The sequence below is a fragment of the Acinetobacter sp. EKM10A genome, from assembly GCF_011075215.1.
GTDB lineage: Bacteria > Pseudomonadota > Gammaproteobacteria > Pseudomonadales > Moraxellaceae > Acinetobacter > Acinetobacter baumannii.
On sequence record NZ_JAALLK010000004.1, the window covers coordinates 205,337 to 218,707 of the forward strand.

Annotated in this window: 14 protein-coding genes and 1 tRNA gene; 9 read left to right on the forward strand and 6 right to left on the reverse strand. The window is 37.9% G+C overall.

Annotated elements, in window-relative coordinates; genetic code table 11:
• Positions 1-339 precede the first annotated feature (339 nt).
• From G9371_RS07405 to G9371_RS07415, 3 genes are read left to right on the forward strand one after another with little or no spacing between them, the layout of a single operon-like run.
• Positions 340-1,638: an NAD(P)/FAD-dependent oxidoreductase gene (locus G9371_RS07405; protein WP_000350212.1), complete on the forward strand. Its 1,299-nt coding sequence runs from the start codon at positions 340-342 to the stop codon at positions 1,636-1,638.
• Between the two features lie 4 nt (positions 1,639-1,642).
• Entirely contained in the window at positions 1,643-2,470 is an 828-nt protein-coding gene (locus G9371_RS07410; protein ID WP_029424092.1) for an SAM-dependent methyltransferase, read from the forward strand.
• 8 nt (positions 2,471-2,478) lie between these two features.
• Positions 2,479-2,901, forward strand: coding sequence for a GFA family protein (locus tag G9371_RS07415; RefSeq protein WP_029424093.1), 423 nt, complete (start codon positions 2,479-2,481; stop codon positions 2,899-2,901).
• A 641-nt stretch (positions 2,902-3,542) separates the two neighbouring features.
• Here the strand turns inward: G9371_RS07415 and G9371_RS07420 are convergent.
• Positions 3,543-3,618: transfer RNA gene (locus G9371_RS07420), tRNA-Thr, on the reverse strand.
• A 124-nt stretch (positions 3,619-3,742) separates the two neighbouring features.
• Entirely contained in the window at positions 3,743-4,987 is a 1,245-nt protein-coding gene (gene sxtP / locus G9371_RS07425; protein WP_029424094.1) for a multidrug efflux MFS transporter SxtP, read from the reverse strand.
• A gap of 138 nt (positions 4,988-5,125) precedes the next feature.
• Here sxtP and sxtR point away from each other — a divergent pair, with 138 nt between their 5' ends.
• Entirely contained in the window at positions 5,126-6,046 is a 921-nt protein-coding gene (sxtR, locus tag G9371_RS07430; RefSeq protein WP_029424095.1) for a multidrug efflux pump transcriptional activator SxtR, read from the forward strand.
• Here sxtR and G9371_RS07435 read toward each other — a convergent pair.
• Entirely contained in the window at positions 6,043-6,930 is an 888-nt protein-coding gene (locus tag G9371_RS07435) for a DMT family transporter (protein ID WP_029424096.1), read from the reverse strand. The two genes, sxtR and G9371_RS07435, sit on opposite strands and share 4 nt — an antisense overlap.
• Before the next feature lie 228 nt (positions 6,931-7,158).
• Here G9371_RS07435 and G9371_RS07440 point away from each other — a divergent pair, with 228 nt between their 5' ends.
• Positions 7,159-7,902 carry a hypothetical protein gene (locus tag G9371_RS07440; protein WP_029424097.1) on the forward strand — a complete coding sequence of 248 codons (744 nt, stop codon included), beginning with the start codon at positions 7,159-7,161 and terminating at the stop codon, positions 7,900-7,902.
• Between the two features lie 24 nt (positions 7,903-7,926).
• A complete protein-coding gene (locus G9371_RS07445) occupies positions 7,927-8,319 on the forward strand; it encodes a hypothetical protein (RefSeq protein ID WP_000789146.1) in 393 nt (130 codons plus the stop codon).
• 46 nt (positions 8,320-8,365) lie between these two features.
• Here G9371_RS07445 and G9371_RS07450 read toward each other — a convergent pair whose 3' ends face one another.
• On the reverse strand, positions 8,366-9,367 hold the full coding sequence (locus G9371_RS07450; RefSeq protein ID WP_029424098.1) for an aldo/keto reductase: 1,002 nt from the start codon (positions 9,365-9,367) through the stop codon (positions 8,366-8,368).
• A gap of 111 nt (positions 9,368-9,478) precedes the next feature.
• On the reverse strand, positions 9,479-10,381 hold the full coding sequence (locus tag G9371_RS07455) for a helix-turn-helix domain-containing protein (protein WP_000447716.1): 903 nt from the start codon (positions 10,379-10,381) through the stop codon (positions 9,479-9,481).
• 770 nt (positions 10,382-11,151) lie between these two features.
• Between G9371_RS07455 and G9371_RS07460 the strand changes: the two genes are divergently transcribed.
• Both G9371_RS07460 and G9371_RS07465 read left to right on the forward strand, forming a co-directional pair.
• A complete protein-coding gene (locus tag G9371_RS07460; protein WP_000792712.1) occupies positions 11,152-11,703 on the forward strand; it encodes a TetR/AcrR family transcriptional regulator in 552 nt (183 codons plus the stop codon).
• A 73-nt stretch (positions 11,704-11,776) separates the two neighbouring features.
• A complete protein-coding gene (locus tag G9371_RS07465; protein ID WP_029424099.1) occupies positions 11,777-12,295 on the forward strand; it encodes a hypothetical protein in 519 nt (172 codons plus the stop codon).
• Between the two features lie 60 nt (positions 12,296-12,355).
• On the opposite strand, the gene G9371_RS07470 is transcribed toward G9371_RS07465, so the two are convergent.
• A complete protein-coding gene (locus G9371_RS07470; protein ID WP_000128772.1) occupies positions 12,356-12,691 on the reverse strand; it encodes a winged helix-turn-helix transcriptional regulator in 336 nt (111 codons plus the stop codon).
• A 116-nt stretch (positions 12,692-12,807) separates the two neighbouring features.
• On the opposite strand from G9371_RS07470, the gene G9371_RS07475 reads away from it, so the two are divergent.
• Positions 12,808-13,365 (forward strand): NAD(P)H-dependent oxidoreductase, encoded by a 558-nt coding sequence (locus tag G9371_RS07475; RefSeq protein ID WP_029424100.1) that lies wholly within the window; start codon positions 12,808-12,810, stop codon positions 13,363-13,365.
• The last annotated feature ends 6 nt before the right edge of the window (positions 13,366-13,371 follow it).

The window sequence follows — 13,371 nt, forward strand, 5'->3', positions numbered from 1 at the left end:
TGATGGATATCATTATTGTGTCGGCATTGTTTTGTGTGATTTAGTTCTCATTATTATGCCACCATGATACCGCAAAAAATGATACTTGTAAAACGAATGATATAAATACAGTTAAATTATCTTATTTTATTTAAAAGAATTTTTTTAAATTTTTAAAAAATATAGATTTTTATACAGTCATCCTCTTTTGTAAAATTTTATGAAAAACTTTTGGGCTTACCTTTTAAAATTTTTCTATATAAATTGATGCAAAAAATAAAAATCTGGTAGTTTTTAATACGGTGTTTTTTTAGGGTATGAGTGATAATCAAAAAAATTCTCGAAAAATGGGACATCATTTTGGATATCGCAATTATTGGCAGTGGAATGGCAGGACTTGCAGCAGCAAGAATTCTGAAAGATGCAGGACATACAATCACGATATTTGAAGCACTTCCTGGCCGGGGAATGGATAGTCATAGCATTGAGTTCGATGGTGGGATTATTGATGCACCATTGCGTGTTATGAACCCGCATCTATGGAAAAATACACTCAGCCTTGCTGCACATTTAGGCATTAAAACCTTTCCGGTTCGTACCTATATGTCTTGTAGCTGGTTATTTGAAGATCGTACTGAAACATGGTTAACCACATCTCGTAGCCGTATTGGTAATTTCCCAATTATCAATAACCGTAAAGGTATCCAGCAATATGGCTGGCGTCTGGTAAAAGGGATGCTGCAATTAAAAACTGCGATTCACCAGTTCTTTAAATCTAAAAATCAAGATATTACTCTCGCTGAATTTATTAATCAGAACGATATTGAAGAAGTATTCTGGCATGGTGTAGTTATGCCGGTGCTTTATACGATTTGTACATGTAACCCAAAAACAATTGGTGATTGGCCTGCGAAAAACCTTCTTGAGTTTTTGCGTCATTTAACTGATGGTGACATGTTGTTGCGTATGAAAGGCGGTACACCTGCATTTGTAGATAGCTTGATTAAAGGCATCGATATCCATAGCGGTTCGGCAATTAAAAAAGTTGAACTACAAGGTGAAAAAGTACTGGTCGAAAATGAAAAAGGTGACCAAGGTACATTTGACCGTGTTATTGTGGCGACACCAACATCTAAACTTGAAGAGTTCTTAAACCCTGAACAGTTTGCAGAAGATATGAATCTGCTTAAACAGTTCCGCTTTGAACAAGGCGACTTGGTTATTCATACAGATGCAACAGTAATGCCACCACGCCGTAAAGACTGGTCAGTGCTGAGCTATATGATGGACCGTAAGTTTACTCGTCAGCAGTTTACAGTTTGGATGAATGCCGTTGAGCCATCACTAGTAGGTAAAAATCCTGTATTCCAAACTTGGCGTCCAGTAGTTGATATTGACCCTAAAAAAGTCATTTCAAAAGTGACCTTAACGCGTGCAGTTGTAGACTCGCAAACTATTGCTTTAAACAAAGAGCTACAACAACGTCACTTAGAACCAAACCGTAAAGTATTCTACTGTGGTTCATGGTCATGTGATGGTTTGCCAATTTTAGAGTCAGCAGTGACTTCTGCGATGCATATTGCTGAAATTTTGGGTGCACCTTTACCATTCGTGGGATTAAAGCCTAAGGTCGAAGTTGCCCCTGAACTCGGTTACTAAAATTGTGAAAGCAAAAGTTCGAGCAGCTCTTTCTCGATTTATCCCTCATAAATATGCAATTGATGCATCAAGTTTGGGGGATAGTGAAGAGCTTGCTTGGACAAACTTGGGTTTTTGGAAAAATACCCAAACCTACCGTGAAGCTTGTCGCCAATTGGCTGATCATTTGGCACAAGCTGTCAATTTAAATTCAAAAGATCATCTCTTAGATTTAGGCTGTGGGCAGGGCGCAAGTTTATTGCACTGGTTACAGCACTATCATCCTAAAAGCCTTAGTGCGGTTGAACTACAAGCTTCATGTGTTAATAAAATTCAAAAACTTATTCCTGAAATAAGCCAGATTTTCTGCGGTTCATTTTTAAATTTAAAACAATTTGAATTTAAACAACGCTTCGATGTGGTGCTCTGTATCGATGCGGCTTATCACAGTCATTTAAATTCATTGCTGGATTCGGTTACTCCCATTTTAAATTCAAAAGGACGATTAGGTTTTCATTACTTGATGCGTGCCGACTCATGTCACAACATGACCATGCTACAAGAACAAAAGCATCGTTATTTACTTAAAGCAGCCGATGTCACTTGGGATACCTTACTCACGGAAGAGATACTGAGAACTACCTTGGAACAACAAGGTTTTACAGATATTCAAATCGAAGATTTATCAGAACAGGTATTATTAGGTTTTTCACAGTATATTCAAAATCAACAAGCACAAAGCCATAACCGAGGGTTGGCAAATTTTAAAATCCAAATGACTGCAAAGTTATGCCAACAACTCTATCAAAATGGATATGTACGTTATATTCAAATAACAGCAATAAAAAAATAGGGTGAGCCATGTCAGTTAAATATCAAGGATCATGTTTATGTGGAGCTGTGAGCTATCAAAGTGATGCAGAGCCACGTTATAGTTTTAATTGCCATTGTCGAGATTGCCAAAAGGCAACAGGTTCGGCCTATGCACCAATCGCTTTTTTTCATCAATCTGAATTGAAAATAAGTGGCGAACTTAAATATTTTGAGACATTAGGTTCTTCTGGTCGTCCCATTAAAAGAGCCTTTTGCCCGACTTGTGGTTCTCAACTTTTTGGCTTACCTGAACTTGTTCCTGAAATGATTTCAATACGTGCAGGCACTTTGGATGACCCAAGTCTCTATCATCCTAAAGCGGAGGTTTTTGTGAGCCAGACCTATGCGTGGGACATGTTGAACCCAAACCTTAAACACTTTGAAAGAATGATAGAGAAGAGCAAGAAATAAGGCTTAATTAAAGAAGCCAAATATTGCCAAAGCACAGATTAAAGTAAGACTGCCAAGAGCTAAAAATAATATGGTTTTTCTAAATTTTAGCTGAGGCATTTTACTTACAAGGATAATAAGGCATGCAAGTATGATCACTAAAGATTGAAAAAGGTTTAAAGGTAGATTAGACATCTCGTTCCTTGTTGTTTTTAAATTTATTTTAGAAATAAAGTAATAAACTCATTATATCGTTTTCTTATTTAATTGAAGAACATAACTTCTTATAAATTCATATTTTTATTTCCATAATAGATAAATCAAGTTTTAAATTTAAAAGAACCATGTACGCTTTTTCCTACATCCATTCAGGAAATTGTCGTCTTTCTATGACCTCATGAATTGCCTATGATGAACTCATCAGGAACAGGAAGTTCCAAAACGTAAAACAACAATAATAAGTTTAAGCATCAGGACGTGAGGTATTACAGGATGTATGCCTAGTAACGAAATACGAAAAAAGCCCAACAGGATGTTGGGCTTTTTTCATTTCTTATTAACGAATTTCTTTACTACCTAAGGGCAGTACAGTCAAAAGATCTATTCCAAAACCTACAGACAACAAAAAACCCCATAAATCAAATATTCATGAGGTTTAATGATGGTGCCGGCACACGGATTCGAACTGTGGACCTACTGATTACAAGTCAGTTGCTCTACCAACTGAGCTATGCCGGCGATGTGGAGTGAATTTTACAGTTTCTTAAAAAAAATACAAGCCAAAAAATGAGCATTTAAATTTTTTCATATGATTTTTAAATGCTCATTGGGTTTAGCCTAAAAAAGTTAAGGTTTTACTACATTAATGCGCTTTGGCATGTGATGTATAAATCGCTAAAAATATTCCAATTAAAGACAAGAACACGGTTAAACCGACAATCGCACTCCAGCCACCGTGTAACCAGAACCAACCGCCCGCCGAGCCGACAATACTTGAACCCATATAGTAAAACAGCAAGTAAAGCGAACTGGCATGAGCTTTAGCTTGTTTGCTTTCGGCACCCACAGAACTACTCGTAAGTGAGTGGGTAATAAAGAAGCCTGTGGTAATAAATGCGATGCCAATGATAATGCCGAAAAGAGAGCTGAGCAGGGTCATGAGACTACCCACGATCATCAAGGCAAAGCCACTCATCATCATGGTTTTTTTACCGAAGCGATCGGCTAAGCTACCTGCCAACGATGAAGACACCATACCAAAGCTATACGACAAGAAAATAAGGCTAATTTGTGTCTGGCTGAGTGAATAAGGTGCACCGCTTAAGCGGAAGGTCGCATAGTTAAACAGGGTGACAAAAACACTGGTAAGCAAGAAACCAATGGCAAACAGGCGTAATAATTTAGTATTGCTTAAATGAGCACGCCACATTTGCATGTGAAAGCCTAAATTTAGCCCTTTTTTCTGTACAAAATTACGTGAGGCTGGCAGTAGATTGACGAAGGCGATTGAGCAAATAAAACAGATTGCTCCAAGTAGGCCTAAGGCGGTGCGCCATGAAAAATATTCAACCAAAATACCCATACCGACACGGCCCATCATGCCACCAAAGGCTGTCCCTGCAATATATAAACCCATGGTTTTACCGAGGTGTTCAGGTGCAATTTCTTCGGCAATCCAAGCCATAGTCACTGCGGGTACGCCACCAAGCAGTAAACCTTCTAACGCACGTGCTATGAGTAAACTGTGCCAGTTCGGTGTAAGCATCGAGACAATATTTAAAATTGCGGCACATAGCATAGATGTAAAGATTACACCGCGACGGCCAATCGCTTGTGAAAAGGCACTCGATAGCACAATCGAAATGGCTAAAAAGGCAGTCGTTAATGACAGTGCCAAAGAGCTACTCGCAGGACTAATCTGAAAGCTTTGGCTAAATGCAGGTAAGAGTGGCTGTACACAATAAATTAGAGAGAAGCTAGCAAAACCTACGAGGAATAAAGCAAATCCTGCATGTTTATAAGCTTTAGTCCCTTTGTGAATCCACTCACGGGAAAGAACAGACGTTGCCTCAGTGTTTAAAGTACTGGGTGTAGATGAAGAGTTCATATCATGACCATGACAGAAAAAAGAGCAGTGCCTAAAGGCATGCTGCATCGAGAAAATTCGATAAATTAAAATTAGCAATTTAAAAGGTATTTTTCTAATATATTTAATAATGGGACACGATATGTTTTATATATAACAATGGAACTCAGGCATATACGCTACTTTTTGGCAGTAGCAGAAGAAAAAAACTTTACCAAAGCTGCGCAGCGCTTAAACATGAGTCAGCCGCCTTTAAGTATGCAAATACGAGACTTAGAAGAAGAGCTAGGTGCAGATTTATTTATTCGTTCGCCTCATGGGGTGGAGCTGACCGAAGCTGGGCTTGCCTTTTTAAATGCAATTCAGCCAGTACAGCAGCGTGTAGAAGATGCAGCAAACCTTGTTAAACAAGTGGCAAATGGCGAAGTAGGTCAATTACGATTAGGCTTTACAGGTACTTCAATGTTGAACCCTTTAATTCCTAAATGTGTTCGCTATTTCCAGCAGCAATACCCGAAAGTAAATTTAAAGCTTGAAGAAGCCAATACTTTACTACTCATCGACTTATTGCTTGAAGACCGTTTAGATGTCGCAATTATTCGTTCGCCACGTAATATGCCAGATAGCCTCATTCTACAAGAATTATTGGCTGAGCCGCTCATTGCTGCTTTACCTTCCGAGTCTTTTAATCTGGACGATGCATCACAAGAAATTGATTTAACTGCACTGCGAGAACTTGATTTTATTGTCTCGCCTCCTTCAGTGAGTGCAGGGCTTTTTGATGCGATTAAACAGGCCTGCCATGAGCGTGGCTTTGAACCGAAAATTGGACAAAACGCCCCGCAAATTGTTTCAATTTTATCGTTGGTGTCTGCAAACTTAGGGGTGTCTTTGGTTCCCGAGTCGACCAAGCAATTGCAAATACAAGGTGTGGCTTATCGGTCTTTAAAAGCACCTGTACCTACGGTGGGTTTAGGGCTTGCTTATAAGAAACATGCCCCTTCACAGATGGCGATTAACTTTGCCAGTGTGGTGCAAGTGGCTTGTCACCACGCCAACGAAATAGATGAAATCAGCTAGTTTGATTTCGGCGCTCTGTTCATTAAAAAGATGCCTGAAATAATAAAAATCGCACCATATAAAAATGACAAAGTCGGTTGTTCATGAATGAAAACCCAAGCCATAAGCGCTGCAAAAATAGGCTCGGAAAGTTCGGTCACTTGTACCTTTGCGGCACTCATATAAGACAACGCTTTAGTGGTACAGAAAAAGCCGAGTATGGTTGGTAGAACAGCTAAACCAATCAAACCTAAAATGATGTCACTATTAAAAGTAATGCTATGCAAATTTACTAAAAACGGAACTGCAAGATAAACACTACCAAACAGCAGTAAGTATTTAGTCAGAAACAGGCCGCCGTTTAATTTGAACTTTTTCACTAAAACCGAAAATAAGCCATAACCCGTACCGGCAATAGAAGCATTAATCAGCATTAAAAGGCTATTTTCACCTTTCCACGAAATAATGCTAATCCCAGCAACTGCCAATAATGTTCCAATAAGCGAATGAATATAGATACTTTCTTTTAAAATGAACCTCCCAAAAAATAGGGCGGAGATGGCAGCCGAAGCCATGAGTACTACTACCACATTGGCCGCAGCACCGTGGTTATAGGCAATGGTTTCGAAAAAGAATAGCGAGAAAATTCCTAAAAAAGCACATATGGCAATTTGAGAAAAAACACTGAGTTTACTTGGTGTGCTGCTAATAAATGCAATCTTTTGGCTAACAGGCACTTTAAATAAAAACATACTTAAAAAGAAAAAGGCGATAATGGTTTTTAAAAAGGCAATGTCTTGCGGGTTTAAACCACTGTGCATGAGTAATTTACTAATTACACCAATAGATGCATTTAAAGCCGCTGCACACAGTGCAAATAGGGTTCCAATAATTAAATTATTCACTCTTATAATTCTTCCTAATTTTTACGCATGCAGTCTACATTATTTTTTGGTTGAATATTCAATTAAAATAATCAGTTAAGGTTGAATATTTTCAAAAAATTATTCTGTATGGATTTAACTATTTTTATAAAAACCTAAACTCTTCTAATAGACTTTTGTTTCAAATAATTGTGATTTATAGCGCCAGCTCATATTATATAATTAGTTGATTATTAAAGAATTTTAAAAATGATTAAATCGATTATTTCAGGTTGCACGGTTCTTACACTTTCAGCTTTAACGATAACTCATGCAGAGTTTTCTTATGAACAAGAATTACAACAAGGCTGTAATAAAGTGAAGCAATACGCGAGCTTAGGTAAGAAATTCTACGATCAGAAACAATATAAAAAAGCGCTCGAAAACTTCCAAAACCAAGCTTCTTGGACGGCGTTTTGTAAGGCCAATGCAGACGAAACCACGGTTAAATTTACCGACCGTGATATTGAAGTTGCCAACAATAACGTTGGCTTAGCCTATGCCAAATTGGGTCAGCCACTTTGGGCAAGAGCATGGTTTATGCTTGATGAAAAATCTAAGTCTAGTCAATTTAACCTTAAGCAGTTGCCTCAACCTAAAGCATCAAATGATTTGTCGGGTGAATACGTCCGTTACTCGGGTTTTGGTGAGTGGGATCACATCACGGTAAGTCGTAAACAGGGCCAATATGCTATTAGCTATTCGGGCGTTTACATGGGACTTAGAAGCTTAATTTATGGCCCAAATATGGGTGAGTTTGACACCAAAATGCCGTCTAATAAAAAGCAAACGGTTTATAAAAATGAAGACTGCCGTATTCAGCTCGATTTTAAATCTAATGCGAAGTTAGGCAATTATATTCAGGTTAAACAAAGCGAAGGTGAGTCGGGTTGTGGCTTTGGACATAATGTTTATGCCGATGGAACGTATTTAAAAGTTGAGTCTGGAAAATAAGATTAAACATATAGGAACACAATAATGAAAAATATATTTGCACCTCTACTGCTTGTTTCTACGGTTATTTTTTCTGCTCACATTTATGCAGAGCCGACTAGCACCTGTAAGGAAGTAAAATTCCAAAAGGCCGATCAGGCGTGGAGTGGGCACTATTATTTACATGGTGTGATGGAAGTCGGTTCAGAGCTTTTACTTCAGCCAGATGGCAAGTTTCAATGGATGCTTGCTGTGGGTGCTTTAGATCAATATGCCGAAGGCACATGGTGGAAAAATGGAGACTGTATTGGCTTAAAACCAGAGGCTAAATTTAAAAAGGATTTAAGCATTTTCCCTGAAAGCCTAACGATTTCGGATAAATCCTTAGATGCTATCTGGGAAGGTGGACGCCAGCAAGGCACATATAGCAAAGACTAAATAAAAAAAGTCCGACACTGAGTCGGACTTTTTTATGGCCTATATTTTAGTGGTTGACCGCAGCAAGTTGCTGAGCGTTATAGCGTGCGCCCATGTTTGGGTATCTCGCAATAATCGCTTCGATTTCTGCCAAATCTGCTGCTGTTAAATGAAGGTCTACAGCGCCAGCATTTTCCACAAGTCGCTCGATTTTACGCGTACCCGGAATTGGAATAATGTCGTCACTTTGCGCCAAAATCCAAGCCAAAGCCAGTTGAGCCGCTGTCGCATTTTTGCTTTGAGCAAACTCGCTAAATGCTTGTGCCAAGCTTTGGTTATTTTTCCAGTTATCGCCCTGATAACGTGGTAACTGGCGACGGAAATCATTTTCGTCTAGGTTATTCACATCAAGCGTATTGGTAATTAAACCACGTGATAACGGAGAATACGGCACAAGGCTAATGCCTAACTCACGAATAGTTTGCAAATGGGTTTGCTCAAACTCACGGGTAAGTAGCGAATATTCATGTTGAACCGCTGCAATCGGGTGAATCGCATGTGCTTTACGAATGGTTTCAGTCGAAGCTTCACTGAGTCCTAAATAACGAACTTTACCTTGTTTGACCAAGTCAGCCATTGCGCCAATGGTATCTTCAACCGGAACATTCGGGTCTATACGGTGTGCATAATACAAATCAATCACGTCTGTATTTAAGCGTCTTAAACTGTTTTCGACAGCGACTTTAATCCACTCAGGTGAGCCGTCGATATAAGACTCTAAAGAGTTTTTCGGGTTAAGGTTATCTTCTTTATAACGAAAGCCAAATTTGGTCGCTAAGAACACTTTGTCACGATGTTTTTCTAAAACTTTTGAAAGTAAAACTTCATTTGCACCGTTGCCGTACATGTCGGCGGTGTCCCAAAAGTTAATGCCGAGGTCTAAGGCCTTTTCTAGGGTTGCAATGCTTTGTGTGTCGTCTGAGGCACCATAGGCAAAGCTCATTCCCATGCAACCTAAACCAAGTGCTGATACTTTTTCGCCTGTTTGTCCTAAAGTTCTATATTTCATTTTTCACACTCTTTTTGCAAAATCACTTGAGTAGAAAAACTATAAAATGCTTTGGCTCAAACTGACGTATAACATTCAAACCAATAATTATAAAATTCAAACAATCTGTTTTTAGGCCACACAGTCTTCGCGGAATTTTTTAGGCGAAAAACCGGTATTTTTCTTAAAGAAATTGGTGAAATACGCTGAATATTCAAAGCCTAAGCTATAGGCAATTTCGGAAATATTCCAACTGGTGTGTTGTAGCAGCGCTTTGGCTTCTTGCGTAATGCGCGAGCTAATATGTTCAGAGGTAGTTTTACCTGTGGCTTCTTTTACAGCGCGGTTTAAATGGTTCACATGCACAGACAAGCCATAGGCAAAGTCATTTGCAGTTTTGAGTTTAAGCTGAAAATGGGGCGAGTCGATTGGGAACTGGCGCTCTAATAACTCAAAGAACAAATGGCAAATGCGCACCGAAGCATTACTATGTTTTTCAAACTGTTGGGTCGGTTGCATTTTCATGGCTTCATGCACAATCAGATGCAAATAATTTCTTAAAACGTTGTATTTATGAATATAGTCTGAATTTATTTCATTCATCATCTTTTTGAAAATAAATGAAATTTCCTCAACTTGTTGGTCGTTTAAAAAATATAGCGGGTCGCCGTCGACTTTAAATAGGGGTGAGTCTTTTAAAAAGCTTTGTCGCGATTCTTGGTTTACAAACTCTTCGGTAAATAGACAAAACCAGCCTGCCTGTTCGGGCGAATTAATTTCCCATGCATAGGGCACCATTGGGTTTGAAAACAGTAAAGCAGGGCGGTCGACTCGTATCCAGCGGTTAGCATAGTGAAGTTCACCTGTGCCTAAAACCAGTGAAATTTTATAATAATCGCGGCGGCTATAAGGTGTGAGGAACGAGCAGGCATCGCGTTGGAACACGTTAAAATGTCCAAACGACGTCGATGGAACCGAGTAATCGCTATCTCTGGTTAAAGAAAAGCGGCGATAAAAATCATGTATGGTTTCCATGTTTTTGCCTGTATGCGTTATCAATTTATTTAAAGTTATAAAATTCAAACTTTATTTACTGTAGCTTTTATTTATAGCGTGATCAATCTGTTCATTTAAATAGGTTTGAAAATGAACGATAAATTAACAATGAAATGATCAGACAAACTAAACTTTAAGAAAATCTATTCCTAAATCACTATGCTAATGAAAAATAAAAATAATCTTTATAAATGAATAGCCAATATCACATTGACACTCAAAAACGCGCGGATTATCCTTTGCCTGCTGGCCTACATTGCCAGCCGGTTTTAGCAGACCGCGGTACAGTGCATCAGATTTAATCCTTCTGAGGATGGAATCTGCTTGTATTCCACTCGTCTCCCTGACGTTGCGTTATGGTAGGGCGGAGGGGGGACACCTTCGGGTGTGCTGGTTCTGTACCCAGTCTGCTAACCCCCTTTCGTTCTGCCACCATCTTTTAGCAGAGATTGGCAGAATCCTTATTTGTACAGGAATCCGTCATATGCGTACTATTTTATCTCTCTCGTTGGCAACCTTCGCCAAAATCTTTGACTCTATACCCAACTGGTCTTTAAAACGGTTTAACCGACTCTAGGTTTTAAGCCATAGGTCATTACGACTAAAAATCATAGCAACAATAAAACCCGAGATAGGCGAGCACACCATTTTTGTGCGGCTTTTGCACGCCTGTTTTTAGCGCTCAATTTAAGAGCGACGGCATTTCTATCTCTTTTATTTACAACAAAAAATTATTTTAAGCGATATACATGAAAAATTTAGAAGCTTCATTTAGAGCATTGCGAGTGCTCCACACGGCAAAAGATTTATTTAACCAATACGGGTTTCATAAGGTAGGGGTAGACCGAATTATTGCCGACTCCCAAATTCCCAAAGCCACCTTTTACAACTACTTCCACTCAAAAGAAAGACTCATCCAGATGAGCTTAACTTTTCAAACAGACGCTTTAAAAGAAGAGGTATTTTCCACGATCTATTCGTATCGTGAACTGATGGTGTTCGATAAACTCAAGAGAATTTTCTTTTTACATGCTGACTCAGACGGGCTTTATCGGTTGCCTTTTAAAGCAATTTTTGAAATAGAAAAGCATTATCCGTCGGCTTATAAGGTAGTTATTGATTATCGAAACTGGCTTATTCAGGAAATTCACAAACTGCTTTTAACTGTAAAACCTGCCGCTACAGTTGAAGATGCGCATATGTTTTTGTTTGTGGTCGATGGCGCGATGGTGCAGCTTTTAAGCTCAAATCAAACTGATGAAAGGGAATATCTGATTGATTATTTTTTAAGTCGGGTTTGAGGGGGGAAGGCCCGACGAGAGTTGGGCTTTTATAAAAAATATTATATTTTTTTATATTTTGAGTTTAATGTAAATGAAAAAAGAATCTAACCTATTTACAAAAGTTAATTTTATCGAGGTAATACGAACCATACCATGGAAAAATATAACCGCATTATCTGTTTTATTTTATATTGCCGCCATTTGGGATTTTTTTTATTCAGTCTTTACCGGTAAACCTAACAAGTTTAGTGAAGTAAATGGAGTCTTTAATACATTAATTAATCAAAATGAGTTTTTGATATGGATTTTTTTTATAGCTTTTATTATATATTTCTTTATAAGTATGTGGGCTAATTATAGAATTTTTAAGAAAAAAAAGATAAGTGCTTTTTATGGAAATTTGATTGAAGTATTTAATTATACAGGTTTTTTTATTATCGAAATTTTTTATCTAATAGCTATTTTCTGTTTTCATACAATTATCTTAACTATTTTAACTTTTGAATTTAGATCAACATTAATTTTCTTTATGTTTTTTATATATTTCATAGTATTAGCATTGTTCATACATTGGGGGTATTCAAGCGTAAAAGTTAAAAACTTAGATTAAGACAAAGAAATTATTCCAAAACCTAATTTTTTGGAATAATTTTATTTTTACTGTCTAAAACTAAGAGTTCATATTCCGCTCGCCCCATTGGCACATCATATCTAGCAAAGGAATTAAAGACTGTCCTCTTTCAGAAAGACGATACTCAACCTTTGGTGGAATTTGAGGATATTCCTTACGAATAATCAGTTCGTCTCTTTCTAACTCTTTAAGTGTATTGCTCAGCGTTCTAAATGAAATATTGCCAATACAGCGTTGCAACTCATTAAAACGCATAACAGTTTTTCCATACAGCCAATACATGATGATCATCTTATATTTGCCATTAATTAAAGAAAGAGTGTAGCCAAAACCTGTTTCTTCTAATGGCGTATTTGATGGAAGGCAGTCAGTCATTTTTAAAATCTACACTATCTTTTAGTATAGTATATAACAAAAATTACCGTACTTATATTTAGGAAAGCACACTTCTATAATCGATTTATCTACTTTTCGATAAGAGTGTTTTTATAATGAAAAAGACATTAGTGATCGTTGCACATCCTCACATAGACCAGTCTGTAATTAATAAAAGATGGGTAGAGGAGTTAGAAAAATATCCCGACCAATTTACCGTTCACCAGATTTATCAAGCCTACCCAGATGGCGTAATTGATGTTGCCAAAGAACAAGCGCTTGTAGAAGAACACGAAAATTTAGTATTTCAATTTCCAGTGTATTGGTTTAACTGCCCGCCACTTTTGAAACAATGGCTTGATGAAGTTTTGGCGTATGGTTGGGCTTATGGTTCAACAGGTGACAAGCTTAAAAATAAAAAGTTTATGCTGGCGGTGTCGGCGGGTGCTCAAGAAAAAGTTTATTCAGAGCAAGGTGAATATAAGCTTTCGTTAGAGCAGATTTTTAGTTCTTTTGAACTCACCGCTTTATATGTTGGGGCAGTTTATCAACCGCTTTACGCATTTTATGGTTTAGACACAAACCCTTCACCAGATGATGCTATTCCCACTCACCAAGAAATAGATAAAAGTGCCGTTCAGTATGTTCAGAAGTTATTAGCATTGTCTGAGTAATTTTTA

What these genes read in the sequence shown, in the direction of transcription:
- G9371_RS07440 (WP_029424097.1), top strand. Translation starts at nt 7,159, where the DNA reads ATGATTAAATCGATTATTTCAGGTTGCACGGTTCTTACACTTTCAGCT.
- G9371_RS07470 (WP_000128772.1), bottom strand. Translation starts at nt 12,691, where the DNA reads ATGACTGACTGCCTTCCATCAAATACGCCATTAGAAGAAACAGGTTTT.
- sxtP (WP_029424094.1), bottom strand. Translation starts at nt 4,987, where the DNA reads ATGAACTCTTCATCTACACCCAGTACTTTAAACACTGAGGCAACGTCT.
- G9371_RS07415 (WP_029424093.1), top strand. Translation starts at nt 2,479, where the DNA reads ATGTCAGTTAAATATCAAGGATCATGTTTATGTGGAGCTGTGAGCTAT.
- G9371_RS07450 (WP_029424098.1), bottom strand. Translation starts at nt 9,367, where the DNA reads ATGAAATATAGAACTTTAGGACAAACAGGCGAAAAAGTATCAGCACTT.
- G9371_RS07445 (WP_000789146.1), top strand. Translation starts at nt 7,927, where the DNA reads ATGAAAAATATATTTGCACCTCTACTGCTTGTTTCTACGGTTATTTTT.
- sxtR (WP_029424095.1), top strand. Translation starts at nt 5,126, where the DNA reads ATGGAACTCAGGCATATACGCTACTTTTTGGCAGTAGCAGAAGAAAAA.
- G9371_RS07465 (WP_029424099.1), top strand. Translation starts at nt 11,777, where the DNA reads ATGAAAAAAGAATCTAACCTATTTACAAAAGTTAATTTTATCGAGGTA.
- G9371_RS07460 (WP_000792712.1), top strand. Translation starts at nt 11,152, where the DNA reads ATGAAAAATTTAGAAGCTTCATTTAGAGCATTGCGAGTGCTCCACACG.
- G9371_RS07475 (WP_029424100.1), top strand. Translation starts at nt 12,808, where the DNA reads ATGAAAAAGACATTAGTGATCGTTGCACATCCTCACATAGACCAGTCT.
- G9371_RS07455 (WP_000447716.1), bottom strand. Translation starts at nt 10,381, where the DNA reads ATGGAAACCATACATGATTTTTATCGCCGCTTTTCTTTAACCAGAGAT.